13 protein-coding genes are annotated in these 19,702 nt (G+C 56.0%); 1 reads left to right on the forward strand and 12 read right to left on the reverse strand.

Translation table 11 applies throughout. From position 1 onward, the window contains the following. Positions 1-31: 31 nt before the first annotated feature. From recD to rppH, 12 genes are all read right to left on the reverse strand, one after another. On the reverse strand, positions 32-1,852 hold the full coding sequence (recD, locus tag INF86_RS02065) for an exodeoxyribonuclease V subunit alpha (protein ID WP_193543175.1): 1,821 nt from the start codon (positions 1,850-1,852) through the stop codon (positions 32-34). Beyond that, positions 1,849-5,391 carry an exodeoxyribonuclease V subunit beta gene (gene recB / locus INF86_RS02070; protein WP_193543176.1) on the reverse strand — a complete coding sequence of 1,181 codons (3,543 nt, stop codon included), beginning with the start codon at positions 5,389-5,391 and terminating at the stop codon, positions 1,849-1,851. Before recB ends, recD begins: the two co-directional genes overlap by 4 nt. Further along, entirely contained in the window at positions 5,388-8,270 is a 2,883-nt protein-coding gene (gene ptrA / locus INF86_RS02075; protein WP_155025164.1) for a pitrilysin, read from the reverse strand. The genes recB and ptrA overlap by 4 nt, the downstream gene beginning before the upstream one ends. A gap of 139 nt (positions 8,271-8,409) precedes the next feature. Beyond that, a complete protein-coding gene (gene recC / locus INF86_RS02080) occupies positions 8,410-11,784 on the reverse strand; it encodes an exodeoxyribonuclease V subunit gamma (RefSeq protein ID WP_165716042.1) in 3,375 nt (1,124 codons plus the stop codon). A gap of 12 nt (positions 11,785-11,796) precedes the next feature. Then, complete coding sequence (locus INF86_RS02085) at positions 11,797-12,120, reverse strand: prepilin-type N-terminal cleavage/methylation domain-containing protein (RefSeq protein ID WP_023298509.1); 324 nt, start codon at positions 12,118-12,120, stop codon at positions 11,797-11,799. Then, positions 12,105-12,503 carry a DUF2509 family protein gene (locus tag INF86_RS02090; RefSeq protein WP_193543177.1) on the reverse strand — a complete coding sequence of 133 codons (399 nt, stop codon included), beginning with the start codon at positions 12,501-12,503 and terminating at the stop codon, positions 12,105-12,107. Before INF86_RS02090 ends, INF86_RS02085 begins: the two co-directional genes overlap by 16 nt. After that, entirely contained in the window at positions 12,500-13,060 is a 561-nt protein-coding gene (locus INF86_RS02095) for a prepilin peptidase-dependent protein (protein ID WP_193543178.1), read from the reverse strand. Before INF86_RS02095 ends, INF86_RS02090 begins: the two co-directional genes overlap by 4 nt. Beyond that, positions 13,051-13,515 (reverse strand): prepilin peptidase-dependent protein, encoded by a 465-nt coding sequence (locus INF86_RS02100; protein ID WP_126315148.1) that lies wholly within the window; start codon positions 13,513-13,515, stop codon positions 13,051-13,053. The genes INF86_RS02095 and INF86_RS02100 overlap by 10 nt, the downstream gene beginning before the upstream one ends. A gap of 184 nt (positions 13,516-13,699) precedes the next feature. After that, a complete protein-coding gene (gene thyA / locus INF86_RS02105; RefSeq protein WP_006811817.1) occupies positions 13,700-14,494 on the reverse strand; it encodes a thymidylate synthase in 795 nt (264 codons plus the stop codon). A 6-nt stretch (positions 14,495-14,500) separates the two neighbouring features. Next, positions 14,501-15,376, reverse strand: a complete 876-nt coding sequence (gene lgt / locus INF86_RS02110) for a prolipoprotein diacylglyceryl transferase (RefSeq protein ID WP_022649236.1) — start codon at positions 15,374-15,376, stop codon at positions 14,501-14,503. 228 nt (positions 15,377-15,604) lie between these two features. Then, entirely contained in the window at positions 15,605-17,851 is a 2,247-nt protein-coding gene (gene ptsP, locus INF86_RS02115) for a phosphoenolpyruvate--protein phosphotransferase (RefSeq protein WP_058676762.1), read from the reverse strand. A gap of 12 nt (positions 17,852-17,863) precedes the next feature. Further along, complete coding sequence (gene rppH, locus INF86_RS02120; protein ID WP_032622373.1) at positions 17,864-18,394, reverse strand: RNA pyrophosphohydrolase; 531 nt, start codon at positions 18,392-18,394, stop codon at positions 17,864-17,866. A gap of 684 nt (positions 18,395-19,078) precedes the next feature. Here rppH and mutH point away from each other — a divergent pair. Then, the coding region (gene mutH / locus INF86_RS02125) for a DNA mismatch repair endonuclease MutH (protein WP_193543179.1) at positions 19,079-19,702 on the forward strand (624 nt) is incomplete at its 3' end.

The raw sequence follows: 19,702 nt of genomic DNA on the forward strand, positions 1-19,702 counted from the left end.
ATCACCCTCTCCTGTCGGAGAGGGTGATTACTCAGACAGATTCAAAAATCGCGCTTAATCCGCTTCTGCGCTCGGTGCGAGTGGCAATCGCCTGACCCAGCACGCGCTCATCCGCATACAGCGACAGACGCTGGCGCGCACGGGTAACGGCGGTGTAGACCAACTCACGGGTTACGACCGGCGAAAGCTGTGTCGGCAGGATCAGCGCCGCATGGTTGAACTCTGAGCCCTGAGACTTGTGTACCGTCATCGCCCATGCCGTTTCATGCTCTGGCAGACGGCTGGGCTGGACGGACTTCACGCTGCCGTCCGGTAGCTGGAACCAGACGCGCAAACCGTTACCGCGATCGAGCGCAATACCGATATCCCCGTTGAACAGCCCCAGCGTACTGTCGTTGCGGGAGATCATCACTGGCCGGCCTTCATACCATCGCGAATGCTGCTGACGGTTAATTTTGCGTTTCTGCACGAGCAGCTGCTCCAGCCTGTCGTTCAGGCCCGCAACGCCGAACGGCCCTTCCCGCAATGCGCACAGAAGCTGGTATTCGCCAAATGCGGCAATGACCTGCCCGGGCTGACTGCGCTGCTGCACGCAGCTCAGAAAACGCTGGTATCCCTGGAGAGCCTCCTCAAGCATAGCCTGATACTCTTCCCCGCTTTGCAGCGATTTCTTTTCAATGTCAGTGAAAGAGCCGTCAAACACCGTGCGCGTGGCATGCCGATCGCCACGGTTGACCGCCGCAGCCAGCTGGCCGATGCCGGAGTTGCTACCGAAACGGTAGCTTTTTTGCAGCAGACACAGGCTGTCACGCAGTGCGCCTGCGACCGGCGAGTGAACGGGTTCAAGCGAGCAGCCGGTCAGGCGGGCAAGCTCCTGCGCCCGCGCGGCGGTATAACCGTAGCTGGCGTAGGTACAGATATCCCCCAGTACCGCCCCGGCTTCCACGGAGGCGAGCTGGTCGCGATCGCCCAGGAAAACCACGCGCGCATGCGGCGGCAGAGCATCGATCAGGCGCGACATCATGGTCAGGTCAATCATGGAGGCTTCATCCACCACCAGCACGTCCAGATGCAGCGGATTACCCGCATGGTAGCGCAGCCGCTGGCTACCCGGTTGCGCGCCGAGCAGACGGTGCAGGGTACTCGCTTCACCCGGGAAAAGCGCAAGCTGCTCCTGAGTGAGCGGCAGCTGTTGCATCGCACCGCCCAGTGATTCGGTCAGTCGCGCCGCTGCTTTCCCGGTGGGCGCCGCCAGACGAATACGACATCGCTGCTCGCCTGATAGCTGGATCAGGGCTGCAAGCAGCTTTGCGACGGTCGTGGTTTTCCCGGTCCCCGGGCCACCTGAAATCACCGAAATCCGCCGCGTCAGGGCGACGGCCGCCGCCACTTTCTGCCAGTCTGTAGGCTCACCGGAGTCAAACAGCCTGTCCAGTGTCTGGCGAAGCTGCGCTTCGTCGCAGGGAAGCGGCGCGTTGGTCTCACTAAAGAAACGCGCTACCGTCAGTTCGTTTCGCCACAGACGGTTCAGATATAAGCGCTCCCCCGTCAGGATCAGCGGCGCCTGGTTTTCTCCCGGCCCGACGGCCGACGATTCGCGCAAAATTTTCTGCCAGTCCACCCTCTCCCCCAGCAGCGCAAAGCAGGACTGGAGGACAGGCGCCATTTTCTCGTCAACTACCAGACGCGAGAGCGGCAGACACACATGCCCCTCTCCGGCGTCTTTACTCAAAAGGGCAGCGGCAAGCATCACGGCGGGCTGGTCAGCGGCAATCATCATGGCAAACTGCACGTCCAGCTGACGCAGCACGCGTTGCTCTACCGCTTCCAGCAATAAGTCCTGCATCGTCATGCCATCTCCTCCGTGTTTGCTGCAAACAGGTTATCCATTTTATTAATCAATTCCGCATCCGGACGGGTGCTGAAGATCCCGGAGCGCGGATCGGCAGCGTCGACCCCGCGCAAGAAGAGGTAGATGACGCCACCAAAATGATCGTCGTAGCGGTAATCCGCAATACGGTGGCGCAAATAGCGGTGCAGCGCTAGCGTGTAGAGCTGATATTGCAGATCGTAGCGATGCATTTGCATGGCTGCCGCCATCGCCTGCTGGGTATAGGCTTCGCTGTTCTCGCCCAGCCAGTTCGATTTGTAATCCAGCAGGTAGTACCGTCCTTCGTGACGGAAGACCAGGTCGATAAAACCTTTCAGCATGCCCTGCACCTGACGGAAGTTCAGCGGCGGGCAACCGGCTGAGAGCGGATCGTACTGACGGATAAGCGCATCGAGCGCGTCGGCCTTAAGCGGGCCTGCGACAGGCAGATAAAACTCCATCTCAACCTGCTTATTTCTGGCCGTTAGCTGACGAAGAGCGAAGCCCTGCTCAGTCAGCGGCGCCTGCAAAATGGCGTTGATCCAGTCAGTGAGAACGGGCTGCCAGTGCGCGTCATAGCCCCCGCTCTGTAGCATCTTAAGCACCCACTCCTCACTGACAGGCTGAGTAAAATCAAGCTCTTCAAAGAGGCTGTGCAAAAAGGTGCCCGGCGACGCGCCGCGTGGGAACTGATGCGGAGTTAACGTCGGTTCAACCGGAATATCACCCACCCCTGCGGCATCCACGTCCAGCTTCGGCATGAGATCCAGCGCAATACTTTGCCCGTGCTGTTGCAGGCCAGAATAGCTGGTGACGCGCCAGTCGTCGGCAAGCACCCGCGTGATCTGGCGCGCATGAAGGTCGGTCGCGGGCTCTTGCGCCATTTGCCAGCGGCTATTGTCTGGCAGAGACGGGATATGCAGTGCGATATCGTCACCGCAGAGCGACTCAATGCAGAGGCGCAACCCCGCCGCATCTTTCGGCTCGCCACGCTGAATAAGCCGCCCTAACGCGCTTAAATGGAAATCGCTTTCCCCTGTTTTCTCCCCGCGACGGCGGAAAACCGGGGCGACGCCCAGGCTGCAATGCCAGACAGAACGGGTCAGCGCCACGTAAAGCAGGCGCAAATCCTCCGCCAGACGCTCCGCTTCTGCCAGTTCAACGCTGGTCTCCGCCTTGCTGAGATCGAGCACCGCATCGAAAGTCTCGCGGTCATGGTAAAAGGCCTGATCCTGAACCCGGTAGTTCGCGATGAAAGGCAGCCAGACCAGCGGATATTCGAGACCTTTGGATTTGTGAATGGTGACGATTTGCACCAGATGCTTATCGCTCTCAAGACGCATCTGCTGGCTTGAAGAGTTACTGTTTGGATCCGCGATTTGCTGCGCCAGCCAACGCACAAGGGCATGTTCACTTTCAAGCTGGGTACCCGCTTCCTGTAACAGTTCGCTGATGTGTAAAATATCGGTCAGACGCCTTTCACCGCCGGATGTCGCCAGCATATTTTCGGCAATCTGACGCCGTGTCATCAGCTCGCGCAGCATCGCCATAACGCCGCGCTTTTGCCAGCGTTCACGGTAATGGACAAACTCTTCTACCACCGCATCCCATGCGTTTTCGTCATGGTTGAGTTCATCAATATCCCGTGCGTTCAACCCCAGCATAGAACTGGCCAGCGCGCTTCGAAGCGTATTTTCGCGCTCCGGCGCCAACACCGCCTGAAGCAACCAGAGCATTTCCTGGGCTTCCAGCGTGTCGAACACGCTGTCGCGGTTAGAGAGATACACTGACGGAATATCCAGCAACGTTAGCGCATCGCGGATTAACGCCGCTTCCTGACGACTGCGCACCAGCACGGTAATATCAGAGGCCTTTACAGGATATGCCTGTTCCCCCTTCCACAGCAGTGCCTCGCCGCGCGCGCCTGCGCTTAGCCAGTCACGGATTTGCGCGGCGCAGTGCTGGGCCATCGCCGCCTGATAATCGGCAACGCCATAGCCTTCCCCCTCAAGCAGCCAGAAGGTCATGGCGGGTTGCACCGCACCGCTGACTTCAAAGCGCAGGGATGCGTTTTTTGGGGCGGATTTCACCGGCAGGAAAGGGATTTCATTGAACATGAATGCCGACGCCATACGGCTGAACAGCGCATTGACGCTCTCAACCATCCCCGGAGCGGAGCGCCAGTTGGTATCTAACGTGTAATGCGCGACCACCTCACTACGGGCTTTCATATAGGTGAAGATATCTGCCCCACGGAAGGCGTAAATGGCCTGTTTAGGGTCGCCTATCAGCAGCAGGGCAGTGTCGGGCTGCTGTCGCCAGATGCGGCGAAAAATGCGGTACTGTTGGGGGTCGGTGTCCTGAAATTCGTCAATCATCGCCACCGGAAAACGGGTACGGATCGCGCTGGCGAGCGCTTCACCATTCTCGCTGGACAGGGCTTCGTCCAGGCGGCTCAGCATGTCATCAAACCCCAGCTCGCCCCGGCGACGTTTTTCGCGCGCGACGGCCTGGCGGATCTCCGTCATGGCGCGGGTGATCATCAGGTCATTGAGCGTTAATGGCTCCGCAAGCAGCGCTTCAATCGCCACAAACAGGGGATGCTCAGGCACAATACCGTCGGCTTTGGTTCGCTCGGTCAAAAAGCGCTGCGAAAATTTTTCCAGTGCGTCCGGAAGCTGGTAACCCCGCGTCTCCTCCTGGGCCCAGGCGCTGATCTTTTCGATCCACTTCCCCTGGTTCCCACGGTTGAACTTGCGTCTGTCGATGCCTGAGTTTTCGATGATTGCATCAATTTCACCAACCGACTCATTCCACTTCTGCTTAAGCGCGGTAATTTTGGCGACGATCTTTTCATGGCGCGAGGCCAGCGTTTCATCGGCAGGCGGAGGAGATTTAATGACCGGCGCTTCGCCTTGCAGGTAACGGTCGATGGCGCGAAGAAGCTCTTCCGGACCTTTCCACAGGGCGTGAACCGCTTCAGCAATGTCGCGCTGCAACGGATAACAGTGACGACGCCAGAAATCCGCACAGGCCTGATAGCGAAGCTCGGATTCATCTTCAATAAGCTGCTGCTCAAAGAGCATGCCGGATTCAAACGCATTCAGGCTCAGCATGCGCTGACAAAAACCGTGAATGGTGAAGACGGACGCTTCATCCATTTGCCGTTCGGCCAGCAGCAGCCATTGCGCAGCCTGTTGCTTATCCGCAATCTCGTCCAGCAGGCTCGCGTAGAGGGGGTTATCCGTCGTCTGACGCAGACAGGCGATGCGCAGCTCATGAATGTTGCTGCGAATACGGCCACGCAGCTCGGCAGTGGCCGCTTCGGTGAAAGTTACCACCAGCAGCTCTTCCACGCTTAACGGGCGCGAAAAAGCGGCGTTGCCGCCGAGCCCCAACAGCAGACGCAGATAGAGCGCGGCGATGGTATAGGTTTTTCCCGTTCCCGCTGAGGCTTCAATCAGTCGCTCACCCTGTAGAGGTAAACTTAGGGGATCAAGCGGCTCAGCGGTATGGGTCATTCTTTCTTACTCCAGGGCATAGTTTGTTGCAGCGCGCTGACGCTCTTCCAGACGGTCCACTCTTTTGATTTTACGTAGTCCGTTTTCCCGTTCTGGCTGCCAGAAACCTGAGACAGGATGGCCATACCCTGCGGTTTTACTACCGCCTGATGGAAGAAATCGGCAACTTTTTGTGGCGTCAGCTGTTTTATTTCGGCCACTATTTTATCACGCGAATCAAATTTCATATTACCGCGATCAAAATCTTTGCTCAGCTGCGAGGCCTCTTCACCCAGCGTCTGCGGCGGTTGCATCACCTGGGCGATAACCGCCTGCTGGATCTGGGCAAACTCTTCCGGCTTCATGGCGCGCAGTTTTGCTTCCGCCTGCGGGAAGAATGCCTGATAACGTTGCCACAGGTAAGCAGGTTGTTTGTCGCTGCTTTGCAGAAGGAAGCCCACCCCCCACTGACGGCCCACATTCATCGAGAAAGCGAATACCGCATAACCCAGCTGCTCTTCGGTGCGCAGCTGGTTGTAAAACCACGGCTGAATAATTTGACCGAGCACCGCACTCTGGGCAGAGCTGGTAAATTCGTCATATCCGACAGGGACAAACACCGCGGCCAGCGCGGAATCCGTGCTGCTTCCCGCTTTTTCGAAGATCGCATTCTGCTTTTTCTCTACCAGCACATCCTGGTTACGGCACCACTCATCGCCTTTTGAACCCAGTTGCGCACGCACGTTTTGTGCCAGCGTTTTAGCCTGATCTTCGCTCATGTTCCCTACAACCAGGAACTCCGGACGAGTATTGGTTTTCAGCGAATCACGGTAAGCCAGCACCTCTTTTAAGGTGACTGAGGGCAATAACGCGCGGCGATCTTCGCGCTGGAAATAAGGAATTTGGGACAACATCTGTGCTGGCATAATCGCCTGATCGTAGGCTTTACCCTTCTCGGCAGAATCCATCATCTGGGCATACCAGGACTTAGCCTGCTCGAGCTGTTCTTCCGTAGGCGTATAGCTGAAATAACCGTCCAGCAGCGCCTGGAACAGCTGCGGCAAACGCTGGGTATAGCCGTTGGCATTCACCATCAGGCCGTTATTGGCATTGGTGGAGAAACTGATACCGCCAACGGCAGCCTGGTTGCTGAGCTGATCGAGGGCAATACCGGCCAGATAATCGTTAAGCGCAAACAGCACCTGGTTTCTGGCGCTGTCCATTGCTTTAGGATTACGCAGCACTACGCTGACATCCGCTTTTGGCTCGTCGCCGAAATAGCGGCTTGGGGTGTAGACCACGCGCAGCGTCGGCTCATCAACAATCAGCTCCGGATGCGGATAGGCCTTTGCGGGTTTGATCAGCGAGAAATCGTCCGGGATGTAGGGGTTAAGCTCCGGTAACTTCAGCGCAATTTCCCCCGCCTTTTTCTGCCAGCCCGCGAAGGTCTGTTCGCTGATTTTTTCAACCTGATACGGGGCATCAACGAAGTAGGCCATTTTGTTATGCGGTTCGTTCGGGCTGATATACCAGACGCGGGCATTCTGCGGAGTCATCATCGCCAGACGCGCTTTGAGCGCCCCGGCGTCATACTGATCGGCAATATTTACCGCATCCAGCGTATGTTCCACCGGCACGCGGATCATGGTATCTGCCAGCCACTCGACGTAGTCCATATCACGCGTAATAGAGGGATAGCGGAAATCGAGATCCAGCACGTGCGCCAGCTCGTCGAAGTAGCGTTTATCGACGCCTTTGTCGCGCAGCAGAGAGAGATAACTGAAAATGGCCGCAACGACGTCGTCACGGTGAGCCAGCCCTTTATCGGTCAGCGTCGCGGAGATGGCCAGCACGCCGCTATTCCCGTTTACGACGGGATCGGAGTCAGCGCGAATACCTTCCACCAGCCCCTGCTTTTGCAGCCAGTCGGAGAGCGTACCCGGGCTGCGGTTACCGATAAGATAAGTCACCAGCTCGTCGGTTTTGCTGCGGAACTGCGCCGTGTTGTTATCAATACGGAATTCAACGCGTAACACCTTGCGCGGCAAGGCCGGCACATAGTGAATAACAATGCCTTTTTGCGCGTCCGTGACAACCGGCACGTTAATCTGCGGCAGATCGATATTTTTATTTGGCACCCTGCCATAGGTCTGCGCAGCCATGTTTGCCAGCGTCGGCAACGGTTTATTGCTGTAAATAACCGCTTTCATCAGATTGGCGGAATAGTATTTTTCACGAAACGCATGCAGCGCATCGAGCACCGGGCTACCCGGCTTGTCGCTCAGCGTTTCAAGGTTGCCGCCTGAGAAGCGCGAACCCGGGTGCGCCGGATTGATGGTTTCAGCGCTAACCTGCGCCATGCGCATACCGTCTCGCGTGCGCGCCATCGTCAGTTCGGCGTTTACGGCGTTGCGTTCCCGGTCAGCATATTTTTTATCCAGCAGCGGTGCGGCGATGGCATCCGCCAGACGGTCCACCGCCCCGTCAAGCGCATCATTTTCCACTTCCAGGTAAAACGCGGTACGATACGGCGCAGTGCTGGCGTTGTGGCTGCCACCATGCATTTTCAGAAATTCGGACAGGCTGTCAGGCTGTGGGTATTTTTTAGACCCCATCAGCGTCATGTGCTCAAGGTAGTGCGCCAGTCCCGGATGGTCATCAGGATCTTCCAGCGATCCGACCGGCACAACCAGTGCGGAGAGCGATTTAACCGCCTGAGGATCGGAAACCAGCAGCACGGTCATCCCGTTATCAAGACGAATCGCCTGATACTGACGGGTGTCCTTATCGCTCTTACGGATTGTTTCCTGGACAGGTTGCCAACCGGAATCGGCCTGAGTGACGGGAGCCCAAAGGGCGATAAACAAAACAAACGCTTTGAACAAGGTGCTGCCTGGCATTACGACCTCTTTATCACGGCTACATCATTAACAACGTGCGTGCTGGACACGCCAGCATCTCTTTCTTTGGGTACATCAGTCCGTGATAAGAGGTGCATCATAAATGAACACCCCGTACTGTGCAATTTTTATACAGCACTCAGGACTGCTTAAATTTGAACAACGGTAACAGGTAGCGTTGCGCCTCTTCCGTGATAATGTCGAAATATTCTGGCTCCAGCGTTCGCCATAAACGTTGATACCAGACATCGTCGCCCTCGCCACGTACCATCATGTTCCCTTCGTAGGCCTGCAAAAACTTGCTGCGCGCTTTCTGGAGCGAAGCCTCATCCGTTAACATGGCATCATTCTGCGCGTCGTAACAGGCTTTTATCCATGCCCCCCCACTTTCAGGCAGCAAAAGCAGAGGCTTGTTCATGCCCTGACGATAACCTTCAATATAAAGCGACAGATACGTCAACGCCTGCTCAGGCTCCATCGGCGGGAAGCGCCACTCGCCGTCCTTACGTACAAACAACCGGCTTTCGCCTTCGTGACCACTCGCACTGTAGACAAGATGTTCGAGCCAGAGTTGCAGGCCATGTGAAACGCTGAGCATAGATGGGCGCCAGCGTAGCAGCCCGTCAGACTGCACGTGCGTGAGCCAGCCGCTGAGGTGCATACCGTTACAATCGAGATCAATTTCAATGCTGCTCGCCGGTTGCCGACACGCGATAACCCGGTCAGCAAGCGCTTGCATCTCCTCACACTGGGCATCCCAGACGATTTCGCCGAACGCACCATACGGCAGTAATCCCGACGCCCTGTAACGTCGGAACAGTTTACTGGCGTCTTCTTCGTCAACCAGCGCATTCAAAAGCTGGGAATTAAGCTTAAAACGCTCCAGTCCATCAAGAATAAACGGTTCCGCATCAGGGATTTCGCTCTCTTCCGAGCGGAAGTTCACCTGCAAGCGTTGCTGGAAAAAAGCCCGAACCGGATGGGCCCAAAAGCGCTGCAGCTGCTCAAACGTAAGGGTGTCTATGGCGCGCGGTTCGAGCGCCTGAATGAAATCGGTTTGCGGTGTGCCCGCGTTCTTCGCAGCGGGAAGCCACTCGCGGGCGTAGCTTTGCAGTTCATCAGGAACGTAATTGACAGGATCAAACGGCATACGGCTATGGTGACAGGTAATATGCGCTTTCACCCGACGTTCGCTTTCGTCGCAGTTACAGGCCTCATCGCCCGGCAGATAGTGACTCTGCCCGATGTAGTCCACCAGCTCCTGCACCAGCACGGACGGGAAACGCTCGCTGTTGTCCTGAATTGAACGGCCGATATAGCTGATATAAAGCCTGCTTTGCGCAGACATCAGCGCCTCAAGGAAGAGATAACGGTCATCATCGCGGCGGCTGCGGTCGCCCCGCTTCGGCTGTGCGCTCATGAGATCAAAGCCCAGGGGTGGCAGCGCACGTGGATAAATACCGTCGTTCATGCCAAGCAGACAGACTACTTTGAACGGGATTGAACGCATCGGCATCAGGGTGCAGATATTCACCGGCCCAGCAAGGAAGCGCTGGCTGATGCGCTCCTGATCGAGACGTTGCGTCAGCTCATCACGCAGAAGCGAAAGGGGAACCGCCTCGTGATAGTGCGAATTAACCCCCTCATCAACGATGGCCTGCCACTGCTTCTCGATAAGCGCCATGGCGGCTTCCGTTTCGCTGTCCGGCAGGAAGAAGTCATTTAGCATTTCGCGGCAAATCGGCAGCCACTCTTCGAGTGGACGGGGCTGCATCAATGCACGGCGCCAGCGGTTGAGCTGCATCAGCAGCGAGGCTAAGTGACCAACCAGTTCCGCAATTAACCCACTGGACTCATCGTACGGCAGCACGTCATTCCATTCGCCGTGGATGCTCTCCATCGCATACCCCAGCAGCATACGCGTCAGGCCAAACTGCCAGGTATGCTGGCCAGTCGCGGGCAGCTCAAACTCCTGGACGTTATCATCGTCGATTCCCCAGCGGACGCCGGATTCGTTGACCCACTGGCGCAGGTAGCGCAAGCCCTCTTCGTTAATGCTGAAGCGTGCGGCCAGAACAGGCACATCCAGTAATGCCAGCACATCCTCAGAGATAAACCGGCTATCAGGCAGCGAAAGCAGGCTGATAAAGGCCTGTAACGCCGGGTGTGACTGACGAGCACGGCGGTCAGAGATCGCGTAGGGAAGATAGCGGTCGCCCGTTGCGCTGCCAAATACAGCCTGAATAAACGGGCTGTAGCTGTCGATATCCGCCACCATCACCACGATATCGCGGGGTGTCAGGGTTGGGTCGTCCTGCAACATGGCCAACAGGCGGTCATGAAGAATTTCAACTTCACGCTGTGGGCTGTGGCAAACGTGGATCGCGATACTGCGATCGTCAGGATCCAGTTTTCGCTTCTTATCGCTTCGCGCAAACTCCTCGGCAGTGATCCCGGCCACGGCACGGTTTTCTAAATCCAGAATATCAAGCTGAATATTGTGCAGCAGGCTGTCTGGCGTAATATCCGCAAACGCGTCCACGTCCCCCTCTCCCGAGGAGGTGATATCTGAAAGCAGATAAATATAGTCGCGCCCCAGCTTGCCCCACGAGGCAAGTAGCGGGTTCGGCAGGTTCTGAATCCCCTCTTCATCGAAAAGCTGCGCCGCGTTTTCACTGTCTTTAAACAGCGGCACGGCGCGTTCCTCAAATAGGCGTTTACGCTGGCGGGTGACCAGCCGTGAAAGCCAGCGCGGATCCTGAATATCTCCCCAATAGTGCCGACATGGGTTGGTAAAGAGGATATGGATATCAATGTGCTTACCGAGCGCTTTTAGCGCGTTCAGGTAGACAGGCGGCAGCGCGGAGATACCGCAAATGAACACGCGTGACGGCAAACGGGCTGGCCGTTCTGCGGTGTTCTCAAGTGTTGAGATAAAGCGATCGTACAAGTTAGCACGGTGCCATTTAGGCTGACCGAGCTGCCCGGTATGCTCGACCAGCGCTTTCCAGAGCGGCGCCTGCCAGATTTGCGCTTCCGGTAACCCATCGACTAATTCTCCCGCTTCCCAGCGAATCAGCCATTCTGCGCGGTAAACCAGATACTGGTCATAGAGGTCAGCAGTGCGTGAGGCCAGCTGAAAAAGTTTGCGCTTGTCGGTGTCGTCATTCAGATAGTGGCGCAGCATGGCGAACTCATCATGCGCCAGCATGTCCGGCAGCAGCGTCATCAGTTTCCAGGCCATGCTTTGTTTGTTGAAGGCACTCTGCTCAGGAATATCCGGCAGGACGCGTACAAACATCTCCCAGATAAAGCTCGCGGGCAGCGGAAAATCGATATTCGCCGCAATGCCAAACTTCTGCGAAAGGGACATTTGTAGCCACTGCGCCATACCGGTGCTCTGCACCAGCACCATTTCTGGCTCAAACGGATCGTCAAGACGCTCTTGCTCAACGATATACTCCATCAGTGCTTCCAGCACATCCAGACGATTTGAGTGGTAAACCCTTAGCATAAACGCTCCCGACTAGCGGCTAACCGGGCAATGCAGACGCGTCAACGCGCCCTGCCGCCCCAGAGGAGAAATAAGTGTGACCGTGATGCTGACACATCCGGACTGTGTTGTCTGCCCCCGACTGACCTGCCAGCCCGGCGGGAGCGTTAATGTTGAGATCTGCGACTGATTCCACGCATGATGCCATAGCTGGCGATACTGGCTAAGCGCCGCATACCGGGCTGCCAGCGCGCGATGATATCCGGATAACGCCGTCACAACCACAACCAGCAACATCATTGCCAGCAAAACCTCAACCATGCTAAATCCTTTTTGTCTGCTCAGGGTAACTGACATAGCGCACTTTCCTTAAGGGGGCAGAAGTCGCTCCAGCCGTGGGCAGAAAAGCGTATTTGTCCTTCCGCGATATCCCCGCCTCGCCATAGCAACAGATCGTCATTTCCGGCAATAAGCAAAACACGCTCCTCAAACAGCCTTACACAGACCCGCAGACCTTGTGTCTGCTTGCACTGAACCTCTGGCTGTAAAGCCCAGTCCTGAACGCGTCCCCACTCCAGTGCAGATTGCAAGGCAGCCTGCTGGCGAATAGACAAACTCTCGCCATTCACCAACGTACTAAAGGTTTGCAACTGCTGGTTTAATCCGGTGAGGATCAGCGTGCCGAGCACCAGCAATAGCAGGACCAGCGCCAGCGATGACATGCCCCGCTGACGATTCACAGATTAAACCCCGTTACGGTGTGGCGAGCCGAAAAGGGTGCGGTCAGTTCACCTTTGCGGCGGGCACGCAGCTCGACATTGATTACCGGTGCAAAACCAGCACGATCGGTTTTAGTGACCATAAACTGCTCTATCAGGACCCGATCCGGGTCGGTGAGCTTATCCCATCCCTTACCTTCACAGGATGTCGCGCCCCGCAGCGTTTCGAGCGTTCCGGACTCAAGCCGGAATCCCGTGCTGTCATTTTCTGACGCGGTGTTATCCCACTGGCCGTTGCTGTTTGCATCCCATTGCACAATCGCACATCGTCCTTGCCTGCCGATAATTAACCCTTGCCCCTGACAATGCCCTGCACAGTATCCTGCTCGCTGGAGCTGTTTACCCATCGCAAGCAGGCGTTGCCACACCTCATCTTCCAGCTCCCGTTGCCCGGATTGCAGTAAAACACCCTGCTGTAGCCCCGGTAAAAAACGTGACGTGCTGAGTAACAGAATACTGCTTATCGTCATCGCAATCAGGACCTCCAGAAGGGAGAACCCTTTTTGTTTTACTGGCATGCACCTTCTCCTGCGGCATCACACAGCCTGATACGTCCGCCATTTGAGACAATAACCCACCACGCACCGGCGCGGCTCTGCACGCGAATATGTCCGGCCCATGCGGTATCCCTTAAGCCGTAAAATCCCAGCGCAGGCGTTACGTCGCTCAGCGTGACCTCCGGCCATAACGGTTTCATCACGAACGGGCCGCCGCTGTCGCAGCCCAGGACCACAGCGCTGACAAGGCAGGCCTGATTCCCGTCAGCGTGAAGCGCGATCCTGTGCTCGCTGTTGTGACGATTTGCGTCGTTTCGCAAGAACGCCAGGTAATCCCGCACCTGACAGGCTGTCTGCCAGAGCCGCTGCCGCTGTTGCCAGCTGTCCCAGCCATAAAGACCCGTCGCGCTGAGGATCACAACCAGCGAGATGGCGAAAAGGGTTTCGATAAGCGTAAAGCCATGTTCGTTTTTCATGGCGGGAGTGTGGCGGAATGGTAGAAAAGGCGCGAGCGTTAAACCAGAACATTACGAGCCGCTTTCCGGAGATTTTCACCCGTTGCAACGCGTTACATCGTCTCTGGAAACAGGCTCGAAGAACAAAACGAGCGCGAAAAAAAACCGGCGCTAAAGAGCACCGGTTGTGTCAGGATTCGCCGTATCAGATGGCGACAGGGGCTTTGATGCCAGGATGCGGGTCGTAGCCTTCTATCTCGAAGTCATCAAAACGGTAATCGAAGATCGAGTCCGGTTTGCGTTTGATCACAAGCTTCGGCAATGCACGCGGTTCGCGCGTCAGCTGGAGATGCGTCTGTTCCATATGATTGCTGTAGAGGTGGGTATCACCGCCCGTCCAGACAAAATCGCCCACTTCAAGATCGCACTGCTGCGCCATCATGTGCACTAACAGCGCGTAGCTGGCGATGTTAAACGGCAGGCCGAGGAACACGTCGCAGGAGCGTTGATACAGCTGGCAGGAGAGTTTGCCGTCCGCCACGTAGAACTGGAAAAACGCGTGGCAAGGCGCCAGCGCCATTTTATCCAGTTCACCCACGTTCCAGGCAGAAACAATGATACGGCGCGAGTCCGGGTCATTTTTCAGCTGGTTCATGACGGTCGTGATCTGGTCGATATGGCGGCCGTCCGGGGTAGGCCACGCGCGCCATTGCTTGCCGTAAACCGGCCCCAGGTCGCCGTTCTCATCTGCCCACTCGTCCCAGATGGAGACATTGTTTTCATGCAGATAAGCAACGTTGGTATCGCCTTGCAGGAACCAGAGCAGTTCATGAATGATCGAGCGCAGATGGCAGCGCTTCGTCGTCACCAGAGGGAAGCCTTCTTGCAGATTGAAGCGCATCTGGTGGCCAAAAATGGAGAGCGTACCGGTGCCGGTGCGGTCGTTTTTCGGCGTGCCCTCGTCGAGCACTTTTTTCATCAATTCAAGATACTGTTTCATGATTCCTCAGGAAAGTTGTTGCTGTGGACGACGACGATACGCCCAAATCATCATAATGGCACCCGCGACAATCATCGGAATGGAGAGGATCTGCCCCATGCTGATGTACTGTACCCACTCGCCGGTAAACTGTGCATCCGGCTGGCGGAAGAACTCGACGATGATACGAAACGCGCCGTAGCCAATCAGGAACAGACCAGATACTGCCCCCATTGGGCGCGGTTTGCGGATATACAGATTCAGGATGATAAACAGCACCACACCTTCCAGCGCCAGCTCATAAAGCTGAGACATATGACGCGGCAGAACGCCGTAGGTATCGAAAATGGACTGCCACTCAGGATGCGAAGGCAGCAGCGCGATATCCTCTGCGCGGGAGCCCGGGAACAGCATGGTAAACGGCACGCTCGGATCGACACGCCCCCAGAGTTCACCGTTGATGAAGTTGCCCAGACGCCCTGCACCCAGCCCAAACGGGATTAATGGCGCAATAAAATCAGCCACCTGGAAGAAGTTACGTTTGGTGCGTTTGGCGAAGATCACCATCACGAGGATCACACCAATCAGTCCGCCGTGGAAGGACATGCCGCCGTCCCAGACGCGGAACAGATAGAGCGGGTCGTTCAGGAATACCGGGAAGTTGTAGAACAGAACATAGCCGATGCGCCCGCCCAGGAATACGCCAAGAAAGCCAGCATAAAGCAGGTTTTCCACTTCGTTCTTCGTCCAGCCGCTGCCTGGACGACTGGCGCGACGACCAGCAAGCCACATGGCAAAGACGAAGCCCACCAGGTACATCAGTCCGTACCAGTGAAGCGCTACAGGTCCTATTGAGAAAATAACCGGATCGAATTCCGGAAAATGCAGATAACCACTGTTCATCTGTCACCACAAGATGTTGTTATTCCGCTGAAAGTGGACAGCGGCTGAATTGCATTCCCGCCGTTGGCAGGTGCTCCAAAGTTGCGAATCATAGCATAAGGCAGGCGCGGAGGATGCGCCTGAGATGTAAAAGATGTGTATAGGGTTTTATGCGCGCTGTTCCCCCTCACCCCATTCCTCTTCCTCAAGGGAGAGGGGGTCGTCCGAGCAGTCATTATTTTGTGGGGATCAGCGGCCGCCGCGGATCAAACCGCCCATGCCGCGTCGCTCCATAAACGCCGCCACCTGATGGCGCACTTCGGCTGCCAGCTGTGCCTCCAGGCTTCTCGCGGCCAGCTCATGCGCCTCATCTTGTTCGATGTGACGTAACAGGTATTTCACACGCGCAACGGAACGTCCGTTCATTGACAGGTGACGGAAACCGAGGCCAATCAGGATCGCCACGCACATCGGATCGCCGGCCATTTCACCGCACAGGCGCAGGTCGATATTATGCTGCTCGGCTTCGCGGACGATCATCGCCAGGGCACGAAGCATCGCCGGATGCAGGCTGTCGTAGATACTGGCCACGCGGGTATTGTTGCGATCGACCGCCAGAATGTATTGCGTTAAGTCGTTGGTGCCAACGGAGATAAAATCAACGCGGGTCGCCAGCTGCGGCAACATAAAGACCATCGAAGGCACTTCCAGCATCACGCCAATACGGGGTTTAGGGATCGCGTAGCCGATCATCTCTTCCACTTCGCGCCCTGCACGTTCAATCAACCGCCGCGCTTCGTCGATCTCGTCAATACTGGTGACCATCGGCAGCAAAATGCTGAGATTCCCCGTGGCCGCGTTGGCACGCAGCATCGCACGAACCTGGATAAGGAAAATTTCCGGCTGATCGAGGGTAATGCGGATCCCACGCCAGCCGAGGCAGGGATTCTCTTCACTGATGGGCATATAGGGCAGTTGCTTATCCGCGCCGACGTCGAGGGTGCGCAACGTGACGGGTTTGTCGTTAAACATCTGCAACATGCCCTGATACTGCGCAACCTGCTCCTCTTCTGACGGGAAGCCGCTTTGTAGCATGAACGGTATTTCGGTGCGGTAGAGACCAATGCCATCGATGCGGCTGCCGAGCTTCTCTTCATGCTCGGGGCTTAATCCCGCGTTGAGCATCACCTTCACCCGCTCACCGCTCTTGAGCTGTGCGGGCAGGTTGACGTCATCTTCCGCCAGCTTGCTTAATTCATTCTCTTCGCTGATAAGACGCTGGTACTCCTGAAGAAGAACCGGCTCAGGATCCACCAGCAACTCACCGCGATATCCGTCCACCACCAGCGTGCGGCGATGCAGTACGGAGGGCTGAATATCCGCCCCCATCACGGTCGGAATACCGAGCGCACGCACCATAATGGCGGCATGAGAGTTAGCTGCGCCATCGCGCACCACCACGCCCGCCAGCCTGTCCTGCGGTAATTCCGCCAGCGTCGTCGCCGAGAGTTCATCGGCCACCAGCACAAACCGGTTCGGCCAGGCATTCGCCCCCTGAATAGTATCATCGAGGTGGAACAGCAGACGTTGCCCAAGCGCGCGTAAATCGCCGGCGCGCTCTTTCAGATAGCCGTCAGTCAGTACCGCAAACTGCTCGGCAAATTTTTCAATGACCTTTTTAACCGCCCACTCTGCCACCGACCCCTTATCGACCTCGGCAAATAACTCACGACGCAAACGCGCATCGGAAAGCAGGTGTGAGTAGAGATCGAAAATGGCCGCCGTCTCTTTTTGCGCGCCAGCGGCAAAGCGTTTGCTGTAGCGACGAAACTCATTCGCCGCCTCTTCCAGCGCAGCGGTGAGCCGTTCGCGCTCAAGCGCCTCATCCAGCGTCGAGGCTTCGTAGACCTGCTCCATCAGCGGGAGCGTGGCATCCATCCAGCCTTCGGCAATAGCGACCCCCGGCGAGGCCGGAAGCGCGCGAATACGCGTATGACGATACTGACCAAAAAGAGCTGTCAGTTGGGACTGAGAGAGGATCGCCGCCATCTGCGTTGCCAGCGTGACGAGGAAGGACTCCTCGCTTTCATCGTACTGGCGCAGCTCGCGCTGCTGAACAACAAGCACGCCAAGCAGCTGGCGGCGCTGAATAATCGGTACGCCAAGAAACGCGCGGAAACGCTCTTCTTTGACGGAAGGGATATATTTGAAGCTGGGGTGTTTTTGCGCATCGGCAAGGTTGATTGGCTCCGCCAGTCGCCCGACCAGGCCAACAATACCTTCATCAAACGCGAGCGTTACGGTGCGTCCCCGTGGTTTTTTTAATCCGCGGGTTGCCATAAGGTAGTAGCAACGTCGGTCATGGTCGGCCAGGTAGACCGAACAGACCTCGGTTTCCATCGCAAGACAGATGTCCGTCACCAGAATATTCAGCGCCTCGTTGAGGCGAGGCGCACTGGCGACCTTTTCAACTATTTCTCGCAAGCGGGTGAGCATGATTTGCGTAGCTTAACCTCTTTTACGTCGCCAGGCAGGTGCGCTCTGTGGCTTCGGAGTCGTCTCCTGAAGCTGCATCACGACACTTGCGAACTCTTTCATCACCCTACGGTATACATCGCGCTTGAATGACACGACCTGACGAACCGGATACCAGTAGCTTACCCAGCGCCAGCCATCAAACTCTGGCGTGCTGCTGGTTTGCATATTGATATCTGAATCGTTGCCCACCAACTGCAAAAGAAACCACTTCTGTTTCTGGCCGATACAAACCGGCTTTGTGTCCCAACGCACCAAACGTTTCGGTAACTTGTAACGCAACCAGTTGCGGGTCGAAGCCAGGATGCGAACATCTTTTCGGCTTAAACCAACCTCTTCAAACAGCTCCCGGTACATCGCTTGTTCTGGGGACTCTCCAGGATTGATCCCGCCTTGCGGGAACTGCCAGGAGTGCTGACCATATCGCCGGGCCCACATCACCTGGCCCTGACGATTACAAATTACTATTCCTACGTTTGGGCGGTAGCCATCGTCATCAATCACCGGACTACCCCAAACTAAATCTGATATATGAATGATTGTTTCACACTACAGGGAGGCGGTAAACCACTCTCTTACAGGCCTGCAACCTAATAACATTTGAATAACTCACAATTTTGTGAGGAGTTATAAACAGATGAGGGCGACTGAGACCATTTTTATTCACCTTTTCTGTGGATATAGTTGTGAAGAAGTATGGAATTACCGATGAACAACCTTGTGGCCCGGCGAATCGGCAATTTTCATCACTTAAAATAAATTATTTAAATTCATCTAGTTAAACGTAAATTTAGGGTATCAAAGGCGATTAACGTGACGATCGTCACATCAAAGATCTTCCTGGTGATGAAAGATCGAACAGCGTCGGTTTTATCCACAGATTGTGCCAATAAGTTAGGCATAATTTGTGTGAAAATTCGATTTTCATCGCACGTCAAGGCTGTAAATTGAAACAGTAGTGGCGGTTATTCGCAGTTATCCCATTTTTCTGTGGATAACATGGTGTAAGATCCTGTTTATTGTCAGTGACCAGAATTGCACAACCTGTTTTTTAGCCATGGCGCGACGGGATACATTCCTAAAAAACATAATATAAATCATCCACATGGAATATATACTCAGAAAAAAGTAAACTCTATCCACAAGGGATAAAATATCAGTTCATTTTTTAACCAAAAGGTTGTCAGCATGCATTCTCTCGCCCCACTGCTCTCACCTCCCGTCAGTGAAGCCCAGTTACTCCAGCAGGCACAACGTTTGGCAGGCTATGCACTGGGCGAGCTGGCCGTGATGGCGGGGTTGACGATACCCAACGATCTGAAGCGCGATAAAGGCTGGATCGGCGTGTTGCTTGAACGTTGGCTGGGCGCAAGCGCGGGCAGTAAACCCGAGCAAGATTTTGCGGCGCTGGGGGTGGAACTGAAGACGATCCCCATTGATAGCCTGGGGCGGCCACTGGAAACTACCTTTGTCTGCGTTGCGCCGCTAACGGGTAATAGCGGAGTGACATGGGAAACCAGCCACGTCAGGCATAAGCTGAAGCGGGTGTTGTGGGTACCCGTTGAGGGTGACAGGCAGATCCCGCTGGCAGAGCGTCGCGTTGGCGCCCCGCTGCTCTGGAGCCCGGATGAAGAAGAAGAAAGACAGCTTTCCCAGGACTGGGAAGAGCTGATGGACATGATTGTGCTGGGACAGGTTGAGCAGATCACCGCCCGGCATGGCGAAGTGCTGCAACTCCGTCCCAAAGCCGCCAACAGCAAAGCGCTCACTGAAGCGGTAGGTGCACAGGGCGAACCGATCCTGACGCTGCCG

The sequence above is a fragment of the Enterobacter cloacae complex sp. I1M genome (genome assembly GCF_014982425.1).
In the GTDB taxonomy this organism is placed as follows: Bacteria; Pseudomonadota; Gammaproteobacteria; order Enterobacterales; family Enterobacteriaceae; genus Enterobacter; species Enterobacter intestinihominis.